The sequence below is a fragment of the Enterobacter sp. SA187 genome (genome assembly GCF_001888805.2).
Taxonomy (GTDB): Bacteria; Pseudomonadota; Gammaproteobacteria; order Enterobacterales; family Enterobacteriaceae; genus Enterobacter_D.
The window spans coordinates 539951-560082 of sequence record NZ_CP019113.1; the positions used below are offsets into that span (position 1 = coordinate 539951).

Annotated in this window: 19 protein-coding genes and 1 other RNA gene; 14 read left to right on the top strand and 6 right to left on the bottom strand. The window is 57.6% G+C overall.

What is annotated here, in order from left to right; all coding sequences use genetic code 11:
• Window positions 1-50 precede the first annotated feature (50 nt).
• On the top strand, window positions 51-1691 hold the full coding sequence (locus BMF08_RS02650; protein WP_158684873.1) for a hypothetical protein: 1641 nt from the start codon (window positions 51-53) through the stop codon (window positions 1689-1691).
• Window positions 1692-1928: 237 nt separating this feature from the next.
• Window positions 1929-2294 (top strand): DUF805 domain-containing protein, encoded by a 366-nt coding sequence (locus tag BMF08_RS02655; protein ID WP_072569628.1) that lies wholly within the window; start codon window positions 1929-1931, stop codon window positions 2292-2294.
• A gap of 31 nt (window positions 2295-2325) precedes the next feature.
• On the opposite strand, the gene BMF08_RS02660 is transcribed toward BMF08_RS02655, so the two are convergent.
• A complete protein-coding gene (locus tag BMF08_RS02660) occupies window positions 2326-3222 on the bottom strand; it encodes a LysR family transcriptional regulator (protein WP_072569627.1) in 897 nt (298 codons plus the stop codon).
• 105 nt (window positions 3223-3327) lie between these two features.
• Between BMF08_RS02660 and BMF08_RS02665 the strand changes: the two genes are divergently transcribed.
• Window positions 3328-4029: a pirin family protein gene (locus BMF08_RS02665; protein WP_072569626.1), complete on the top strand. Its 702-nt coding sequence runs from the start codon at window positions 3328-3330 to the stop codon at window positions 4027-4029.
• Between the two features lie 169 nt (window positions 4030-4198).
• Here BMF08_RS02665 and rnpB read toward each other — a convergent pair.
• From rnpB to garL, 4 genes are all read right to left on the bottom strand, one after another.
• Window positions 4199-4577: RNase P RNA component class A (rnpB, locus tag BMF08_RS02670), an RNA gene on the bottom strand.
• 32 nt (window positions 4578-4609) lie between these two features.
• Window positions 4610-5755, bottom strand: coding sequence for a glycerate 2-kinase (gene garK / locus BMF08_RS02675; protein WP_072569625.1), 1146 nt, complete (start codon window positions 5753-5755; stop codon window positions 4610-4612).
• Window positions 5756-5845: 90 nt separating this feature from the next.
• On the bottom strand, window positions 5846-6736 hold the full coding sequence (garR, locus tag BMF08_RS02680; RefSeq protein WP_072569624.1) for a 2-hydroxy-3-oxopropionate reductase: 891 nt from the start codon (window positions 6734-6736) through the stop codon (window positions 5846-5848).
• 25 nt (window positions 6737-6761) lie between these two features.
• On the bottom strand, window positions 6762-7532 hold the full coding sequence (gene garL / locus BMF08_RS02685; RefSeq protein ID WP_072569623.1) for a 2-dehydro-3-deoxyglucarate aldolase: 771 nt from the start codon (window positions 7530-7532) through the stop codon (window positions 6762-6764).
• 428 nt (window positions 7533-7960) lie between these two features.
• Between garL and garD the strand changes: the two genes are divergently transcribed.
• The 9 genes from garD to BMF08_RS02730 all read left to right on the top strand — a co-directional run bounded on the left by garD (window position 7961) and on the right by BMF08_RS02730 (window position 16731).
• Window positions 7961-9532 carry a galactarate dehydratase gene (garD, locus tag BMF08_RS02690; protein ID WP_072569622.1) on the top strand — a complete coding sequence of 524 codons (1572 nt, stop codon included), beginning with the start codon at window positions 7961-7963 and terminating at the stop codon, window positions 9530-9532.
• 174 nt (window positions 9533-9706) lie between these two features.
• The gene (locus tag BMF08_RS02695) at window positions 9707-10561 is read left to right on the top strand and encodes a tagatose bisphosphate family class II aldolase (protein ID WP_072569621.1); all 855 of its coding nucleotides are present in this window, start codon (window positions 9707-9709) and stop codon (window positions 10559-10561) included.
• A gap of 84 nt (window positions 10562-10645) precedes the next feature.
• Window positions 10646-11917: a tagatose-bisphosphate aldolase subunit GatZ gene (gatZ, locus tag BMF08_RS02700; protein ID WP_072569620.1), complete on the top strand. Its 1272-nt coding sequence runs from the start codon at window positions 10646-10648 to the stop codon at window positions 11915-11917.
• 16 nt (window positions 11918-11933) lie between these two features.
• Window positions 11934-12392 carry a PTS galactitol transporter subunit IIA gene (gatA, locus tag BMF08_RS02705; protein WP_072569619.1) on the top strand — a complete coding sequence of 153 codons (459 nt, stop codon included), beginning with the start codon at window positions 11934-11936 and terminating at the stop codon, window positions 12390-12392.
• Between the two features lie 35 nt (window positions 12393-12427).
• A complete protein-coding gene (gene gatB / locus BMF08_RS02710; RefSeq protein WP_072569618.1) occupies window positions 12428-12712 on the top strand; it encodes a PTS galactitol transporter subunit IIB in 285 nt (94 codons plus the stop codon).
• A 4-nt stretch (window positions 12713-12716) separates the two neighbouring features.
• Window positions 12717-14090, top strand: a complete 1374-nt coding sequence (locus tag BMF08_RS02715; protein WP_072569617.1) for a galactitol-specific PTS transporter subunit IIC — start codon at window positions 12717-12719, stop codon at window positions 14088-14090.
• Between the two features lie 42 nt (window positions 14091-14132).
• Window positions 14133-15176, top strand: a complete 1044-nt coding sequence (gene gatD / locus BMF08_RS02720; protein WP_072569616.1) for a galactitol-1-phosphate 5-dehydrogenase — start codon at window positions 14133-14135, stop codon at window positions 15174-15176.
• Window positions 15177-15286: 110 nt separating this feature from the next.
• The gene (locus tag BMF08_RS02725; protein WP_072569615.1) at window positions 15287-16060 is read left to right on the top strand and encodes a DeoR/GlpR family DNA-binding transcription regulator; all 774 of its coding nucleotides are present in this window, start codon (window positions 15287-15289) and stop codon (window positions 16058-16060) included.
• A gap of 269 nt (window positions 16061-16329) precedes the next feature.
• Window positions 16330-16731: a hypothetical protein gene (locus BMF08_RS02730; RefSeq protein ID WP_072569614.1), complete on the top strand. Its 402-nt coding sequence runs from the start codon at window positions 16330-16332 to the stop codon at window positions 16729-16731.
• Window positions 16732-16763: 32 nt separating this feature from the next.
• On the opposite strand, the gene rsmI is transcribed toward BMF08_RS02730, so the two are convergent.
• Entirely contained in the window at window positions 16764-17627 is an 864-nt protein-coding gene (gene rsmI / locus BMF08_RS02735; RefSeq protein WP_072569613.1) for a 16S rRNA (cytidine(1402)-2'-O)-methyltransferase, read from the bottom strand.
• Window positions 17628-17689: 62 nt separating this feature from the next.
• Between rsmI and BMF08_RS02740 the strand changes: the two genes are divergently transcribed.
• A complete protein-coding gene (locus BMF08_RS02740) occupies window positions 17690-19771 on the top strand; it encodes a penicillin-binding protein activator (RefSeq protein ID WP_072569612.1) in 2082 nt (693 codons plus the stop codon).
• On the top strand, window positions 19729-20124 hold the full coding sequence (locus tag BMF08_RS02745) for a YraN family protein (protein WP_072569611.1): 396 nt from the start codon (window positions 19729-19731) through the stop codon (window positions 20122-20124). Before BMF08_RS02740 ends, BMF08_RS02745 begins: the two co-directional genes overlap by 43 nt.
• The last annotated feature ends 8 nt before the right edge of the window (window positions 20125-20132 follow it).

The following is a 20132-nucleotide window of genomic DNA, read 5'->3' on the forward strand; positions in this document are numbered from 1 at the left end:
GGCGCTTGCCCGTATGGTGAGTGAACCGCTTCCCCAGGAAACAGGTCATAATGTCCGCTGCACCCTTGTTATTGCTGGAAGTCAACACGCCGAAAATATGGGACTGGCACTATTTCCAGCACATTGCCGCCATCCTGAAGGCGCACCATTTCAATGGCCTTATCATTCATCAGCAGTCGCTGATCGCCGATCTTGCCGCGCCCTCGCCCGGCTGCCGCCCCGGCGACATTCGCCATTTGATCCATCGCCGCGACCATGCGCTTTTGTATCTGCAAAAGGTCAGCCGCTACTGCGATGAGCACCATCTGCAACTCTGGTTACAGGGGGAAGCCACCCCCGACTGCAGCGAACAGAAAGCGAAATTCCCGGAGTTCTTTCTCACGGAATCGCGCGGCGATGACGCCAGCTTTACCGACTGGCTGTTCGGCCATGCCATTCCGGAACTGCTCCGGCTGCTACCGTCGGTACGCGGATTACGGCTCTCCCTTTCCACCCCCGACATGAGCAACGAAGCGTGGAAAGGCGTATTAAACCTGCTGTACCAGTCAGTGCGCCGTCAGGGTCGCCAGCTGGTGCTGCGCGATTACCGGGACAAAAGCTGGCCGCGGCATATGTTAAAAACCGCGCTGGAGGCGCTGCCCGGCGATGTGCGCGCCTCGGTCAAAGCCACCGAGCTGGATTACCGTCCCGGCTTTGCCAACAACCCCAACCTGACCACCCTGACGGGCTTCACCAAATGGCTGGAGTTTGATATGTGGGGCATCGAATACGGCTGGACGCTGCTGCCCTGCTATTTACTGGAGGAGTTCCACCAGCGTTTGCAGTGGTTCAGCGGTCAGGAGGGCGCGATGCCCGAAGCCGTTACCCTGCGCCTTAACTGGGAGTGGATCCCCGATCTGGAGCTGACCGACTCCCTTAATGAAATCAATCTCTACGGCCTTGCCCGGCAGGTGCGCGAGCCGGACAGCACGCCCGCAGCCCTTCTGCGCGCCTGGCTGCAAACCCATGCGGTAGCGCCCCTGCCGCTGCATCTTGAGACGCTGTTCAGCAACCTGCTGAGCGCCAGCTACGAATGGAGCTGCAAAACCCCGACGCTGCTTGGCCGCGTGCTGCAATCTCACAGCCAGCCGCCCGCCACCTTCCAGCAGGCATTGCACCTGCTGCATCTGGATACCCGCAGCGCAAACTGGGCGCAGGCGTTTCAGCCGCTGATGCCCGCCGACGATCCCGAACTGGGTCAGCAACAGTTTCAGCTTATTGAACTGGAACGGCAGCAGACGCTGTTCCTCGCCGGTCATATGCAGACCCTCGCCCAGCAGTTGCAGAGCGATAACCATCTCAGCCCGGCATTCACTCGCCGCCTCACCGACACCACCACCCGCGCCCTGTGGTATACCCGCGCTTACAGCGCCGTGACGCGGGCCATCGTGCTGCGGATCTGGATACGCAAATATGGCGCGCAGTCCGGTATGGCCCGGCAGTTCACCGACGCGCTACAGGCGTTGCGCAGCATCAGTCGTGAGCTGGACGTCTGGTTTACCGGCGAAGGTGAGAAGCATCCTTACATCTTCCGGAACCTGCTCAGTCCGGCGCGGCTTAATGACCTGGCCCGCAGTCTTGAACAGGAAGCGCCGGATGACGTCAGCATGGCGGCGCGCGCGCTGGCTGTAAATCAGCGCGGCAGTGAATGAATTCGTGAAAACCGACTCCGGCGATTAAAAAGCGAGCAGCCTCACAGAACGGGATCATTTCAGGTGAGGAGGATCACAACAGACGCAACGCGTTTTGTGATCCTCCCCGGAATGCCAGCGTAAAAATGATCGCTTCGATTAATTCAGACGCATGATATTTACCGACGAAATATTGATAGCTATTATTAATATGATTGCTGATAAAACAGTGAATTAACCACAGATTGAGGCGCTAACATGGACTGGTATTTAAAAGTTCTCAGGAACTACATTGGGTTTCGCGGGCGTGCGCGCCGCAAAGAGTACTGGATGTTTATTCTGGTCAACATCGTGCTGACCGCGGTGCTGGGGATTGTGGATAATATCCTGGGGTTTCAGCGGGGCAGCGGCGAAGGCGTGCTGACCACAATTTATGGTGTGCTGATTTTTCTGCCGTGGTGGGCGGTGCAGTTCCGTCGTCTGCATGATACTGACCGCTCGGCGTGGTGGTTGTTATTGCTGCTGATCCCGGTGATCGGCTGGCTGGTGATCATCGCCTTTAACTGCCAGAGCGGTACGCCAGGCGAAAACCGTTTTGGACCGGATCCAAAACAGGTCCCCTGATCCTGCTGGCTCCTCCGGGCGGAGGAGTCGCTTATTTATTGATAAACAGCTTCGGGATCTCGCGCAGGCACCAGGCTTTCGCTTCTCCCATACTGTCGCGCCGCCAGGCCATGATAATGTCCACTTCGGCGGAATATTCCGGGCTGACCACCCGCAGACGCCCCTCAGCGATGTCTTTCTCCACCAGCGGATAGGGCATGGTCGCCACGCCCAGCCCCGCCAGCAGCGCCTGGCGCTTATCTTCAATAGAACTTACCGTCAGACGCGGCTGTTTATCCAGCAGCTGTACGGTGAGCACCGGGCGTTCCCGCGCCGTATCCGCCACCGCCACGCCGCGATATTTCACGCGCGTCACTTCCGAGAGCGGTTCAGGTTCATCGTGAATGGGATGATCCGGTGCCGCCACGTACACATTCATGATCTTATACAGCTTGCGCGAGTTAATTTCCGACGAGGAACGAAAATGCATATCCGGCCCGATGACGATGTCCGCCCGGCCCTGCTCCAGACGCTCCCATGCCCCGGCAAGCACTTCGGTGATCACCGACAGCTGGGTATTGGCTTTCGTCGCCAGCTTTTCCACCAGCGGGAAGAACGACGGTGTCGGCACCAGCGCTTCGGTCACCAGCGTCAGATGGGTTTCCCAGCCGCGCGCCAGCGCTTCCGCATCGGTGGTCAGCTTATCTGCCGCTTCCAGCAACACACGCCCGCGCTCCAGCAGCATACGGCCCACGTTGGTGAATTTTGTACGGTGGCCGGAGCGGTCGAACAGCACCACATCCAGTTCTTCTTCCAGCTTTTGCATGGTGTAGCTGAGCGCCGAAGGAACACGGCCCAGTTCATCTGCCGCCGCCGCGAAACTGCCGCGTCGATCGATCGCATCCATTACCCGTAATGCTTCGAGGGTTAACGCTCTTTCTTTAGCCATGTCGTTTTCATTCAGGAAATTTGAACATACCGGGCAGAATATCTGGCTAACAATGCAGCGTCCATACCTTTACCATTGTTTAAGTGTAAAGAGAGGGCAGACATTATGATCACGACAAGAACAGCCAAACAGTGCGGAAAGGCCGACTTCGGATGGTTGCAGGCCCGCTACACCTTCTCCTTTGGCCATTATTTTGACCCGAACCTGCTGGGCTATGCCTCGTTGCGGGTGCTGAACCAGGAAGTGCTGGCGCCGGGGGCATCATTCCAGCCGCGTACCTATCCAAAAGTGGATATTTTAAATCTCATTCTGGAAGGCGAAGCCGAGTACCGCGACAGTGAAGGTCATCATGTCCAGGCGAAGGCAGGCGATGCGCTGCTGATCGCCACGCAGCCGGGCATCAGCTACAGCGAACACAACCTGAGCAAAGATAAATCCCTGACGCGTATGCAGCTGTGGCTGGACGCCAGCCCCGAGCGGGAAAATTCGCTGGTGCAGAAAATTTCGCTGGCAGATCATGCGCAGCAACTGCTGGCCTCGCCTGACGGCAGCCAGGGCAGCCTGCAACTGCGTCAGCAGGCGTGGGTTCATCATATCGAACTGGAAAAAGGCGAAGAGCTGAGTTTCCATCTCCACGGCCCGCGCGCCTATTTGCAGTCGATCCATGGCAGCGTGCACGCCGTGACGCACCAGACCGGGCAACAGGCCCTGACCTGCGGCGACGGGGCCTTTATCCGTGATGAGCCGAATATTACCCTCGTCGCCGATACGCCGCTGCGTGCATTGCTGATTGATTTACCGATGTAGGTTGTTTTTACCCTGCCCGGCGGCGCAGGCTTGCCGGGCCTACAGGGGCACAACACCGCCATGCCGGGTAAGCGTCAGTTTGTAGGCCGGGTAAGCGAAGCGCCACCCGGCAAAATCAAAACGCATACAGCAGAAAGCAAAAACCCCGCCGGAGCGGGGTTCTGTAAGAAGTTGAAGCTGACCGGTAAGCCGGGTTCTGTCGTGGACAGTCATTCATCTAGGCCAGCAATCGCTCACTGGCTCAAGCAGCCTACCCGGGTTCAGTACGGGCCGTACCTTGTGAACCCCTATTTGGCCTTGCTCCGGGTGGAGTTTACCGTGCCACGGACTGTTACCAGCCGCGCGGTGCGCTCTTACCGCACCCTTTCACCCTTACCTGATCCCGCTTGCGCGGGCCATCGGCGGTTTGCTCTCTGTTGCACTGGTCGTGGGTTTCCCCCCCAGGCGTTACCTGGCACCCTGCCCTATGGAGCCCGGACTTTCCTCCCCTCCGCCCGTCTCCCCCCGAGGGGGGACGACGACGAAGCGGCGACTGTCTGGTCAGCTTCGGCGCGAAGTATAGAGGGTTTGCGCCGCGATGTCACCCTTCGCTCAACATCCCGACCTGCAAGGTCGCGGCAATATTGCGCGAAGCGCGATAAATATTGTCAGACGCGCCGCGAAACGCCTCTTCCAGCGTGCAGACCGTGGTTAATACGCTGAACACGGCATCAATGCCGTGATCGTGCACCACGCCCACATCGGTGGACAGACTCCCGGCGATACCGATCACCGGCTTATGGTATTTATTGGCCACCGAGGCAATGCCCGCCGGTACTTTGCCATGAATGGTCTGGCTGTCGATGCGGCCTTCGCCGGTCACCACCAGCGTACAATCGTGAATATGTTCTTCGAGGTTCAGCGCGTCGGTCACAATTTCAATGCCGCTGCGCAACTCGGCATTGAGAAACGCCATCAGCGCCGCCCCCATACCGCCCGCCGCGCCTGCGCCCGGTACGTTTTTCACATCCACATGCAGGGATTTTTTAATGACGTCCGCATAGTGAGCGAGGTTTTTGTCCAGCTCAATAATGCACGCCTCGCTCGCTCCTTTTTGCGGGCCGAAGATACGCGACGCGCCCTGGTCGCCGAGCAGCGGGTTAGTGACGTCACAGGCCACACGGAGGGTGCACCGGGCAAGGCGTGGATCCAGCCCCGTAATATCGATCGAATTCAGGCTCATCAGGCTGCCGCCGCCGTTGCCGATCTCCGTACCATTGGCATCGCACAGCTTCGCGCCCAGCGCCTGTACCATGCCTGCGCCGCCGTCGTTGGTGGCGCTGCCGCCGATACCGATAATGATATGGTGCGCGCCCTGTTCCAGCGCGTGCAGAATAAGCTCGCCGGTACCGCGCGAGGTGGTGATCAGCGGATTGCGTAACGCGGACGGCACCAGCGCCAGGCCGCTGGCCGCCGCCATTTCGATAAAGGCGGTCTGCCCGTCGCCGGAGATGCCCCAGCGTGCGTCAACCACCTCCCCCAGCGGGCCGGTGACCGGGGCGACGAACGCCGTGCCCCCGGTGGCGGCAATCATGGCTTCTACCGTGCCTTCGCCGCCGTCAGCGACCGGGACACAGACATACTCGGCCGCGGGAAAAATTTCCCGAAAGCCTTTTTCTATTGCCTGCGCCACTTCTGAAGCGGACAGGCTTTCTTTATATGAATCAGGAGCGATGACGATTTTCATATCTGTAGCCTGTTACCGCATGTCGCAGGAGGGATTAGCTTTTCGGCTTACTTATCAGGCCCGGCAGCGTGACGCCACCGGGCGCGGGGATCAGCGGGAGACTTCCACTTTCGCCAGTTTTTCGTAATAGCAGGCAAGCGCACTGTGATCGTCGTTGCCATGACCATCGGCACGCAGGGCCTGCATCATTTCCATGACCGCCGCGGTGAGCGGCAACTGCGCGCCCACGCCGTGAGAGGTATCCAGCGCGTTAGACAGGTCTTTGATGTGCAGATCAATACGGAAGCCCGGCTTAAAGTTGCGATCCATCACCATCGGCGCTTTCGCCTCCAGTACGGTGCTGCCCGCCAGACCGCCGCGGATCGCCTGGAAGACCAGATCCGGGTTAACGCCCGCTTTGGTCGCCAGCGTCAGGGCTTCCGACATGGCCGCGATGTTCAGCGCCACTATCACCTGGTTGGCCAGTTTGGTAACGTTGCCTGCGCCAATATCGCCGGTATGCACCACGGATCCCGCCATGGTTTTCATCAGGTCGTAATACTTATCAAAAATAGCTTTATCGCCGCCCACCATCACCGACAGCGTACCGTCGATAGCTTTCGGCTCGCCGCCGCTGACCGGCGCATCGAGCATATCAATACCTTTGGCTTTCAGGGCTTCGCTGATTTCGCGGCTCGCCAGCGGTGCGATAGAACTCATGTCGATCAGCACGGTGCCCGGTTTCGCGCCTTCGATAATGCCGCCGTCCCCCAGCGCCACTTCTTTTACGTGCGGGGAGTTCGGCAGCATGGTGATGATCACCTCACACTGTTCGGCCACTTCTTTTGCCGTTGCGGCGGTTTCGGCACCGGCGGCAACCATTTCCGACACGGCATCATGATTGCGATCTACCACCACCACTGAGTAACCGGCTTTCATGAGGTTCTTGCTCATCGGTTTACCCATGATACCCAGGCCAATGAAACCCACTTTCATCGTCATAATTATGTCTCTCTTGTCGTCGTGGTTATTTTTTAAAGGCGTCGGCTAATTTTTGCGTGGCGGCGCGGAATACGCCTAAATCGCTGCCGACGGCAACTACGGTCGCGCCCCATTCCAGATAACGACGGGCATCAACCTCTACCGGGGCCAGAATGCCTGCCGGTTTGCCGTGCGCTTTGGCGCGGGCAAAAATGTGTTGAATGACACGCTGCACGTCCGGGTGCGCGGCGTTGCCGAGATAGCCCAGACTTGCCGCCAGGTCGCTTGGTCCAACGAATACCGCGTCCACGCCGTCAGTGGTGAGAATGCCGTCAAGGTTATCCACGCCGGCCTGGCTTTCGATCTGCACCATGATTGAGATGTTTTTGTTCGACTGCGCGAAGTAATCCGGTACGGTGCCGAACATATTGGCGCGATGGGATACCGATACGCCGCGAATGCCTTCCGGCGGATAACGGGTGGCGGCTACCGCCAGCGCGGCTTCGGCTTCGGTTTCCACGAACGGGATCAGGAAGTTATAAAATCCGATGTCCAGCAGGCGCTTGATCACCACCGGATCGTTGGTCGGTACGCGAACCACAGAGGCGCTGCTGCTGCTTTTGAGCGCCATCAGCTGCGGCACGAAAGAAAGTACGTCGTTAGGGGCGTGTTCACCGTCCAGCAGGATCCAGTCAAAACCGGCAAGGCCCAGCACTTCTGTGGTAAACGGGTTTGCCAGCGCCGACCAGCAGCCAATCTGCACCTGATTCGCCGCCAGCGCAGCTTTAAATGTGTTCGGGAAAACAGTGTTATTCATTGTATATACCTTGAATTAACCGATACTTAAATTATGCGTTTCTGTCGCCAGCAAAATCCCGCTCTTAATTATTTTCTGATTAAATGCAATTCCTGATGGCATTATTTAAAACACCAGAATACAAAGAAAACGAGAATAAGTATAAATAACGTACGCCGGTTGCGCATTGTTGCAATGCTCAATTTACTCATCATAAAGAACAAAGTTATTGAGCATCTGCACAAGGTGCTGGGCGCTGATGCACATATTTTATCTTGTCTGCGCGGTGGGGCTTGCGAGGGTAACGATGAGTGATGGCGATCACATTATTCAACTGTGACACCTGCCATGCTTTATTCCGTTACCGCTCCCTTTAAATATTAATAACCAGAAAGCGACGCTTAAATTACTCATTTTTGCCCCATAAATTGACTGGAGAATACTGGACAATGGCCGATATCGAAATCCGACAATATTCGCCGGCAGCCTTTTATATTAAGGTTCATGACACTGATAACGTCGCAATTATTGTCAATGACAATGGCCTGAAAGCCGGCACCCGCTTCCCTGACGGGCTTGAACTCACAGAGCACATTCCGCAGGGGCATAAAGTGGCGCTGACCGATATTCCGGCTCATGGCGAAATCATCCGTTACGGCGAGGTTATCGGTTATGCGGTGCGTGATGTCGCGCGTGGCAGCTGGATTGACGAATCGACCGTTGAACTGCCGGAAGCCCCGCCGCTCAATACCCTGCCACTGGCGACCCGCGTACCTGAACCTTTGCCGCCGCTGGAAGGTTACACCTTCGAAGGCTATCGCAACGCGGACGGCAGCGTCGGCACCAAAAACCTGCTCGGCATCACCACCAGCGTGCACTGCGTGGCGGGCGTGGTGGATTACGTGGTGAAAATCATTGAACGCGATTTACTGCCGAAATACCCGAACGTCGATGGCGTGGTCGGCCTGAATCACCTTTACGGCTGCGGCGTGGCGATCAACGCCCCGGCAGCGGTGGTGCCTATCCGCACCATCCACAATATTTCCCTCAACCCGAACTTTGGCGGCGAAGTCATGGTGGTCGGCCTCGGCTGTGAAAAACTGCAACCGGAACGCCTGCTGGAAGGCACCAGCGATGTGCTGGCTATTCCGGCTGACGGGGCCAGCATCGTGCGTTTGCAGGATGAGCAGCATGTCGGCTTTAAATCCATGGTGGATGACATTCTCGCCGTGGCGGAACGCCATCTCGCAAAACTTAACCTGCGCCAGCGCGAAACCTGCCCGGCTTCCGATCTGGTGGTCGGCACCCAGTGCGGCGGCAGCGATGCCTTTTCCGGCGTCACGGCGAATCCGGCGGTGGGCTACGCCTCGGATCTGCTGGTGCGCTGCGGCGCGACCGTGATGTTTTCTGAAGTCACCGAAGTGCGCGACGCCATCCATCTGCTCACCCCGCGCGCCATCAATGAAGAAGTGGGTAAACGCCTGCTCGAAGAGATGGCCTGGTATGATAACTATCTGGATATGGGCAAAACTGACCGCAGCGCCAACCCGTCCCCCGGCAACAAAAAAGGCGGGCTGGCGAACGTGGTGGAAAAGGCCCTCGGCTCTATCGCCAAATCCGGCCAGAGCGCCATTTCAGAAGTGCTGTCGCCTGGCCAGCGCCCGACGAAACGCGGCCTGATTTACGCGGCCACCCCCGCCAGCGATTTTGTCTGCGGCACCCAGCAGGTCGCCTCCGGCATTACCGTGCAGGTGTTCACCACCGGGCGCGGTACGCCTTACGGTCTGATGGCCGTACCGGTGATCAAAATGGCGACCCGCACCGAGCTGGCGACTCGCTGGTATGACTTAATGGACATCAACGCGGGCACTATCGCCACCGGGGAAGAAACCATCGAGGAAGTAGGCTGGCGGCTGTTCCACTTTATTCTGGATGTCGCCAGCGGGCGTAAGAAAACCTTCTCCGATCAGTGGGGCCTGCATAACCAGCTGGCGGTGTTCAACCCCGCTCCGGTCACCTGATGCTATAGCCATAACGGCGTAGTACCCGACCTCATCTTCATCCGGAGATGAGGTTTTTTTTGTCCTCACTTCTTTGTTTCGAAAATCCATCCCTTCGATCAGGATCACAAAAATTACTTTCAAATACCTTTATTTTATTTCGAATGAAATCATTCGAAAGGTAACGGAGAAAGTATGTATCTTATCTCGACCAGAACCATGCTCACCAAAGCGCAGCAGGAAGGCTATGCCGTGCCGGCCTTCAATATCCATAACCTTGAGACTTTACAGGTGGTGGCAGAAACCGCCGCTGAACTGCGCGCGCCGCTGATTGTCGCCGGTACGCCGGGCACCTTCAGCTATGCGGGCACCGGCAACCTGATCGCCATTGCCGCGGATCTGGCACGCGCGCTTGATCATCCTCTCGCCATGCATCTCGATCACCATGAAACCCTTGCCGATATTGAAGCCAGAGTCGTGGCTGGCATTCGCTCGGTGATGATCGACGGCTCTCATCTGCCCTTTAGTGAAAACGTGGCGCTGACGCAGCGCGTTACGCAGTTCTGCCATCGCTATGACGCCAGCGTGGAAGCGGAGCTGGGGCGGCTTGGCGGCCAGGAAGACGATCTGCATGTCGACAGCCGGGATGCGCGTTTCACCAGCCCGGAGCAGGCAAAAACCTTTGTTGAACTCACCGGCGTGGACTCCCTTGCGGTGGCCATCGGCACCGCGCATGGCCTGTATGACCATGAGCCGGAACTCGATTTTGACCGTCTTGCCGCCATCCGCCAGTGCGTGGATGTGCCGCTGGTGCTGCATGGCGCATCCGGTTTGCCTGATGCCGACATTCGCCGCGCCATCGCGCTTGGCGTCTGCAAAGTCAACGTGGCGACTGAGTTAAAAATGGCGTTTTCCGCCGCCCTGAAAGACTACCTGCAGGCCCATCCGCAGGCCAGCGATCCCCGCCACTATCTGCAACCTGCGAAAGCCGCCATGAAAGAGGTGGTGCGCAAAGTGATAGGCGTGTGCGGCTGCGAAGGCAAACTTTGAGAGCAGGCTTCAGAAACGGAACATTACTTTTGCCTCAGCCACAGAAGATAACGAAACTAAACAAAACCAAACGGACCCTACAAAATGAAAGAAATTATCTCGCGCCATAAAGCGGGCGAACGACTGGGCATTTGCTCGGTCTGCTCCGCCCACCCGCTGGTGATCGAAGCGGCACTGCGCTTTGATTTGTATACGCAGGAAAAGGTACCGATTGAGGCCACCTCAAATCAGGTCAATCAATATGGCGGCTATACCGGAATGACGCCCGCGGATTTTCGCGACTTTGTGTTTAACATCGCCGCCGGAGTGGGCTTTCCCCGCGAGCGCATTATTCTGGGCGGCGACCACCTTGGCCCCAACTGCTGGCAGAACGAAAACGCGGCTGACGCGATGGAGAAATCCGTCGAGCTTATCCGGGCCTACGTCGCGGCAGGCTTCAGCAAGATCCATCTTGATGCTTCCATGTCCTGCGCAGACGATCCTGTTGCGCTCGATCCCGCCGTCGTCGCCAGCCGCGCCGCCCGTCTGTGCGCTGCCGCCGAAGCCACGGCCACACCGGAACAAAAACGCCAGCTCACCTACGTGATTGGCACGGAAGTACCGGTGCCCGGCGGCGAAGCCAGCAGCATTGGCAGCGTCCACGTCACCCGCGCAAGGGATGCCGCCGCCACCCTGGAAACCCATCAGGCGGCCTTCCGCGCCGCAGGCCTGGAGGACGCCATGCAGCGCGTCATCGCCCTGGTGGTGCAGCCGGGCGTCGAATTCGACCATACGCAAATCATCCATTATCAGCCGCAGGCGGCGCGTGAGTTATCCGACTGGATCGCCGCCACGCCGCTGGTCTATGAGGCGCACTCCACGGATTACCAGACCCGCGAAGCTTACCGGGCGCTGGTGGAAGATCACTTTGCCATTCTGAAAGTTGGCCCGGCGCTGACCTTTGCCCTGCGCGAAGCGATATTTGCGCTGGCGCAGATGGAAAACGCGCTGGTTCCGCCGGAGCGCCGCAGCCATGTGCTGGAGGTGATCGACGAGGTAATGCTCGACGAGCCTGGCTACTGGAAAAAGTACTACCGCCCGACATGGAGCCAGTCGATGGTGGATATCCATTTCAGCCTTTCCGATCGCATTCGCTACTACTGGCCGCATCCGCGCATTCGCCAGAGCGTCGAAAAACTGATCGCAGGTCTTGGTGAAATCACGTTGCCGCTGGGCCTGATCAGCCAGTACATGCCGGTGCAGTTTGAACGGCTTTCCCGCAACGAACTGAACGCCACACCGCACGCGCTGATCCTCGACCGCATCCAGGATGTGCTGCGCGCTTACCGCTATGGCTGTTCACCTGACATCGTCTGAATCTGCAAGAGGATCTATGAGCCAACTCTTTGTCCGAACCGGCATCGACTTTCCCTCCTGCCAGCATGCGTTGCAGCATATTGGCGAAACGATGCTGGCCCATGGTGTGGTGCACGACACCTACCCGCAGGCATTGCTGGAGCGGGAAGCCGCCTTCCCGACGGGAATTGCGCTGGAACAGCATGCCGTCGCTATCCCTCACTGCGAGGCGCTACATGCCAAATCGCCCGCCATTTACCTGATCCGCCCGGACAGCCCGGTGCTGTTCCGGCGCGCCGATGACGACGATGAGATTGCCGTTTCGCTGATCATCGCGCTGATCGTTGAAAACCCCGACGCCCAGCTAAAACTGCTGCGCCGGTTATTCAGCGAGCTACAAAACCCGGCCACCCTGGAGGCGCTGCTTCATGCGCCGGATGCTGAACTGGCGTCGCTATTCAGGCAAAGGCTGCTTGAGCAAGAACCCTGTCTCTGACCTTATTAATATACTGATAATAAAAGGAATACCCTATGAAACGTAAAGTAATCGTCGCCTGTGGCGGCGCTGTGGCGACCTCCACTATGGCAGCAGAAGAGATCAAAGAGCTGTGCGAGGCCAATAACATCCCGCTCGAACTGGTGCAGTGCCGGGTAACGGAAATCGAAACTTACATGGACGGGGCGCACCTGATCTGCACCACCGCCCGCGTCGACAGAACCTTCGGCAGCATCCCTGTCGTTCACGGTATGCCTTTCGTTTCCGGCGTCGGCATCGAGCCGTTGCAGCAAAAAATCCTGACCATTCTGCGAGGGTAAGCTTATGTTTAGCGAAATCATGCGTTATATCCTCGATCTTGGGCCGACGGTGATGCTGCCGCTGGTGATCATCCTCTTTTCGAAATTGCTGGGGATGAAGCTCGGGGATTGCTTTAAGTCCGGCCTACATATCGGCATCGGCTTTGTCGGTATCGGGCTGGTGATCGGCCTGATGCTTGATTCCATCGGCCCGGCGGCAAAGGCCATGGCGGAGCAGTTCCAGATCAACCTGCATGTGGTGGATATTGGCTGGCCGGGATCGTCACCCATGACCTGGGCCTCGCAGATCGCGCTGATCGCCATTCCTGTCGCCATTGGCGTCAATATTCTGATGCTGGTGACGCGGATGACCCGCGTGGTGAACGTCGATATCTGGAACATCTGGCACATGACCTTTACCGGCGCCATGCTGCATCTGGCGACCGGCTCCTACTGGATCGGCATGCTGGGCGTGGTGGCGCATGCGGCCTTTGTTTACAAGCTGGGCGACTGGTTTGCGAAAGATACCCGCGACTTCTTTGGCCTGGAGGGTATTGCGATACCCCACGGTTCATCGGCCTATCTCGGTCCGGTGGCGGTTCTGGTCGACACGCTTATCGAAAAAATCCCCGGTCTTAACCGTATCCATTTCAGCGCCGATGATGTGCAAAAGCGCTTCGGACCCTTTGGCGAACCGGTGACCGTTGGCTTTGTGATGGGCTTAGTGATTGGGCTGCTGGCGGGCTACGACGCGAAAAACGTGCTGCAACTGGCGGTAAAAACCGCGGCGGTGATGCTGCTGATGCCCCGCGTCATCAAGCCTATCATGGATGGTCTGACGCCTATCGCGAAGCACGCCCGTAAGCGTTTACAGGCGAAATTTGGCGGTCAGGAATTCCTGATTGGTCTGGATCCCGCGCTGCTGCTTGGTCATACCTCGGTGGTCTCCGCCAGCCTGATTTTTATTCCGCTGACCATTCTGATTGCCGTGCTGGTTCCCGGTAACCAGGTCCTGCCGTTCGGCGATCTGGCCACCATTGGCTTCTTTGTGGCTATGGCAGTGGCGGTTCATCAGGGCAACCTGTTCCGTACGCTGATCTCCGGCGTCATCATTATGGGCATTACGCTGTGGATCACCACGCAAACTATCGGTCTGCATACGCAACTGGCGGCGAACGCAGGCGCGCTGAAGGCGGGCGGTATGGTGGCCTCCATGGACCAGGGCGGTTCGCCGGTCACCTGGCTGCTGATCCAGCTGTTTACCTGGCAGAACATAGTCGGCTTTGCCGTGATTGGCGTGATCTATCTGGCCGGGGTGTTTCTCACCTGGCGTCGCGCGCGCCAGTTCGTGATGGCGGAGAAAGCCGCGGCGGCGCAACAGGCGCAAACTGTTTCCTAATCTCCGGGGGCTGAGGCCCCCATAACATTTTCGGAGAAGTGTATGAAATCAGTGGTCATCCATGCTGAGGGACAGGTGCGCGTTGAAGAACGTCCACAGCCTCAGATTAATGCGGAAGACGAGGTGCTGGTGAAGGTCATCAGCTCGGGTCTGTGCGGCTCAGACATTCCGCGTATTTTCGCGCACGGTGCGCATTATTACCCCATCACCCTTGGGCATGAGTTTAGCGGCTATGTGGTCTCCTGCGGCGCAGCCGTCACGGATTTGCACCCAGGCGACGCGGTGGCCTGCGTACCTTTGCTGCCCTGCTTTCAGTGTCCGCAGTGCGAGCGGGAATACTTTTCGCTCTGTAAACACTATCAGTTCGTGGGCTCGCGCAGCGATGGCGGCCACGCGGAATATGTGGTGGTGAAGCGCGCAAACCTTTTCGCCCTGCCCGCTGACATGCCGATTGAGGACGGCGCTTTTATTGAGCCCATTACCGTTGGGTTGCATGCGTTCCATCTGCTGGGCGGCTGCGCCGGGAAAAATGTCATCATTGTGGGAGCTGGCACTATCGGCTTACTTGCCATGCAGTGCGCCAGAGAGCTGGGCGCGCGAAGCATAACCGCCATTGATATTAATCCGCAAAAACTGGCGCTGGCAAAATCACTTGGGGCGACGCAAACCTTTAACAGCCGGGAGATGAGCGCGGCGCAGATCCAGGCGGCGCTGGCCGATTGTCAGTTTGATCAGCTGCTGCTGGAAACCGCCGGTACGCCGCAAACCGTCGCTCTGTCGATTGACATCGCAGGATCGCGCGCGCAGCTGGCGCTGGTAGGCACGCTGCATCAGGATCTCACGCTCCCCTCGTCAGTTTTTGGCCAGATCCTGCGTAAGGAGCTGACGATAACCGGCAGCTGGATGAACTATTCCGGACCCTGGCCTGGCGAGGAGTGGCAAATCGCCGCGCGTCTGCTGACGGAAAAACGCCTCAGTCTGACGCCGCTTATCGCCCACCGTGGCGATGCGGCGCATTTTGCGCAGGCGGTAGAAGCGCTTCAGGGCGCGCCGATGCAGGGCAAAATTCTGCTGCAGTTCAGTTAGACTTTCGGGCCAGCAACCTGAGCTGGCTCACATTTCCTTTCGAAAAATGGCATTCAACTTTCATAACCCTTCGATTACACTAAGGTCAGTTAATAATCAGGCAGATAAAGATGAACTCATTTGAACGAAGGAACGCAATCGTTGATCTGATTAATGCGCAGGGCAGCGTGCTGGTATTAGATCTGGCGTCAGCCTTTGGTATTTCAGAAGTGACAATCCGCGCAGATTTGCGTTTGCTGGAAAAAAAGGGGCTGGCGACCCGCTTCCATGGCGGTGCAGCAAGACCCGGCAGCAATCTGACGGAACCCGATAATCAGGAAGTGGTGCTGGAGGATCGCTACCAGCTTGCCAGCGATCCGAAAAAGCGTATTGCCCAGGCCGCCGTCGCCATGATCCAGGAAGGAATGACCCTTATTCTGGACAGCGGCAGCACCACCATGCTTATTGCCGAAGCGTTGACAAAACACGCCAATATTACGGTGATCACCAACAGTCTGCCCGCTGCGTTTATGCTGGCGGATAACAAGGATATTACGCTGGTGGTGTGCGGCGGCACCGTGCGCCATAAAACCCACTCCATGCATGGCACCATCGCGGAGCGTTCATTACAGGGCATCAGCGCTGATTTGATGTTCGTCGGGGCCGATGGCATCGACACGCAGAATGGCATCACCACCTTTAACGAAGGCTACTCCATCAGCGGCGTGATGGCTGCCGCCGCGCATAAGGTGGTCGCCGTCCTTGATGCCACCAAATTCAATCGCCGCGGTTTTAATCAGGTGCTGCCGATTGAACAGATCGACTGCATTATCACCGATGAAAGTATTAAAGCCGAAGAAATCAAAGCGTTTCGGCAGAAAAATATGGAGATGATTATCGTCTGATAGTAAGTGCGCCGACACCTTTAAAGCAGTCTGGCATTAGCAACCTTCAAAATCTTAGGGGCGTTAGCCCCTTTTCCTACCGGATAAAACACCACCTTTTGTAAGTTTTTTGATGAATTCGTAAATCTAAACTAAGTTAATTTTAGACGCGAATTTTCTTGATGGCCTTAAGGCAAATCATACCGCATAGCGCGGTGAATTAGCGCATCACTAAACGATTGCGCGTTTGCCATTCGCGACTTTCTTAAATTAAAAAAACAAGGGGTGTTATGACCTGGAAAATTATTGATTCTCTGGCGAGCCCGGATACCGGGACCTACTTCTCGATAGCCCAGACGTCAAAAAATCTTAAGCTCATCCTGTGGTGTAAAGGGGATTATTTTTTGCGGCAGGGGAACGCCTTTTCGACCGGGGAACTGGGCCTGTTCGTCGATGGAAAATTGCGGAACATCTCGGTTATTCACGCGTCGCCCTACAACGCGAAACTGTGGCAAAACCTGTTAAAAAAGACCGATTGTCCGGGCAATACACGGGATTTTGTCACCCCCTGTCCGAAAGATAAAAAGTGCCGCTTCGCGCTCTGTCCCTTCGGGCTTAAGCCGTACCAGCCTAAAAGCAGCGAGCCGCCCTGTACGCCGACGGCCCTGCGGTTTTCGCCTCCACAGCCCTGAAAATGCAGGGAAGTGGTTAACGGCTTGCAGAATTACTCTCCCTGCTGCTCCAGGGCATATTTGTACAGCGCGTTTTTCTTCACGCCATGAATTTCAGCCGCCAGCGCTGCGGCTTTTTTCAGCGGCAGTTCCGCCTGTAACAATGCCAGGGTACGCAGGGCATCCGCCGGCAGATCTTCTTCCTGCGCTTTATGCCCTTCGACGATGAGCACCATTTCACCTTTGCGGCGGTTTTCGTCCTCTTTCACCCAGGCCAGCAGCTCGCCGACAGGCGCGCCCTGGATCGACTCCCAGGTTTTGGTCAGTTCACGCGCCAGCACCACATAGCGCGATTCACCCAGCACGGCGCAAATATCTTCCAGGCTATCCAGCAGACGATGCGTGGACTCGTAGAAAATCAACGTGCGGGGCTCCGCTTCCAGCGCTTTCAGCGTGTCGCGGCGGCCTTTGGATTTGGCGGGCAGGAATCCTTCGTAGCAGAAACGATCCGACGGCAGCCCGGCGGCGCTTAACGCGGCGATGGCGGCGCACGGCCCCGGCAGCGGCACCACGCGGATCCCGGCTTCGCGGCAGGTGCGCACCAGATGGTAGCCGGGATCGTTAATCAGCGGCGTGCCCGCATCGGAAACCAGCGCGATGTTCTGGCCTTCTTTGAGCTTTGCCACCAGGGTTTCCGCTTTTTGCTGCTCATTATGATCGTGCAGGGCGAAGAGCCGCGCGCTGATGGCGAAATGTTGCAGCAGTAATCCCGTGTGACGCGTGTCTTCAGCCGCAATTAAATCAACGCTTTGCAACACGGTGAGAGCACGTTGTGTAATATCAGCCAAATTCCCGATAGGAGTGGGTACAATATAAAGCTGACCTTGAGAATTCTCAGCTGATTCGCGTTGTTTCATTGTTTCGTCCGTAGTGCCGATTTAATATTGAGCATTGCCTGAAAAATATCACTGGATACAGAATGGTACCGTCAACATTTCTTCGTTCAAAAGCCACGCGTTGTCTGCCTGTGGTGCTGGCCGCCCTGCTTTTTGCAGGCTGCGGAACGCAATCACCGGATCAGAGCAGTGCGCACATGCAGGGCGCAGAGCAGGCTGATTCGGGTTATTACCTGAACCAGATGCAGCAAAGCTCCGATGATAGCAAGACCAACTGGCAATTACTCGCCATTCGTGCACTGCTGAAAGAAGGTAAAACGCAGCAGGCGAGCGAGCTGTTCGCCCGGTTGCCGCAGGAACTCAGTGACGCGCAGCGTCGCGAGCAGGCGTTGCTGGCGGCGGAAATGAAAGTCGCGCAGAAAGATTTCCAGGGCGCGCAGGCGCTCCTCGGCAAAATGGATCCGGCAGAACTCGACAAAAATCAGCAAAGCCGATTCTGGCAGGCGGGCATTACCGCCCAGCAGGGTCGCCCTTCCCTGACGCTGTTGCGGGCGCTGATTGCGCAGGAGCCGCTGCTGGCGGCGAAAGAAAAGCAGGCCAACATAGACGCCACCTGGCAGGCACTGTCGCAGATGACGCCGGAACAGGCGCAGGCGCTGGTGATCAATGCCGATGAAAACGTGCTGCAGGGCTGGCTGGATCTGCAACGCGTCTGGTTTGATAACCGTAACGATCCCAACATGCTGAAAGCGGGCATCAGCGACTGGCAGGTGCGTTATCCGCAAAACCCTGGCGCGAAAATGCTGCCGTCGCAGCTGGTGAACGTGCAGAACTTTACCCCGGCCTCCACCAGCAAAATTGCCCTGCTGCTGCCGTTGAACGGTCAGGCGGCGGTATTTGGCCGTACCATCCAGCAGGGTTTTGAAGCGGCGAAGAACGGCGTCGCTGCCGTATCAGGTCCGGCTACGCCTGCCCAGGTTGCGCAGGCCGCCACCACTGAAGAAAGCAGCGCGCCCGCGGACGTCGTCAGCCCGTCGGCGGCGCAGGTTGGCGATATCAGCGGTGAAGATCAGCCGCAGCCGGAAGCACAACCGACAGAGGCTGCTACGCCAGCGCCGTCCGCTGATGCGCCAGTGGCAGCCACTGAAACAGCAGCCGCTCCGCCTTCAGCGGTCAGCACGCCCGCTAACCCTGGCGCGCAGCTAAAAGTGTATGACACCACCACGCAGCCGCTGGATCAGATCCTCACCCAGGTTCAGCAGGATGGCGCCAGCATTGTGGTGGGGCCGCTGCTGAAATCTAACGTCGAAGAGCTGATGAAGAGCAATACGGCGCTTAACGTGCTGGCCCTTAACCAGCCGGAAACCGTCGAGAGCCGGGCGAATATCTGTTACTTCGCCCTGTCGCCGGAAGATGAAGCCCGCGATGCGGCGCACCACATCTGGGATCAGGGCCACCGCGCGCCGTTAATGCTGGTGCCGCGCAGTACGCTTGGCGATCGCGTCACCAACGCTTTTGCCGATGAGTGGCAAAAACTCGGCGGCGGTACGGTGCTGCAACAGAAATTTGGTTCCACAGCAGAACTGAAGATGGGCATTAACAGCAATTCCGGTATCGCGCTCACCGGCAGCCCGGTGACCGCCAGCCTGCCTGCGCAGCAGAGCGTCACTATCGGCGGCCTGACCATTCCGGCGCCGCCCAGCGATGCGCAAATCAGCGGCGGCGGTAATGTTGATGCAGCCTATATTCTGGCAACGCCGGATGAAATTGCGCTTATCAAACCGATGATCGCCATGCGCAACGGCAGCCAGAGCCATGCCACGCTGTACGCCAGTTCCCGCAGTGCGAAAGGCATTGCCGGTCCGGATTTCCGTCTTGAGATGGAAGGCCTGCAATACAGCGAGATCCCGATGCTGGCGGGCAGCAATCCGGCGCTGATGCAGCAGGCGCTCAGCAGCGTGAACAACGATTATTCACTGGCGCGTCTGTATGCCATGGGCGTGGATGCCTGGGCGCTGGCTAATCATTTCTCGCAAATGCGCCAGGTGCCGGGCTTTGAGATTAACGGCAACACCGGCGACCTTTCCGCCACTCAGGATTGTGTGATTAACAGGAAGTTATCATGGCTGAAATACCAACAGGGGCAGATCGTCCCGGCCGGTTAACGCGTAAACAGACCGGCGAGGCGTGGGAAGTACGCGCGCGTCGCTGGCTGGAAGGCAAAGGACTGCGTTTTATCGCCGCCAACGTGCATGCGCGTGGCGGCGAAATTGATCTGATAATGAAACACGGGCCGACGACGGTCTTCATTGAAGTTCGCTACCGCAAAACGGCGACATTCGGCGGCGCTGCGGCCAGCGTTACCCGGCAAAAACAGTTGCGATTGCTGCAAACCGCGCGTTTGTGGCTTGCCCGGCACAATGGGAGTTTTGACACTGTGGATTGCCGGTTCGATGTGGTAGCCTTCACCGGAAATGATGTTGAGTGGATACAAGACGCCTTTAACGACCACTCATAATTGCTGAA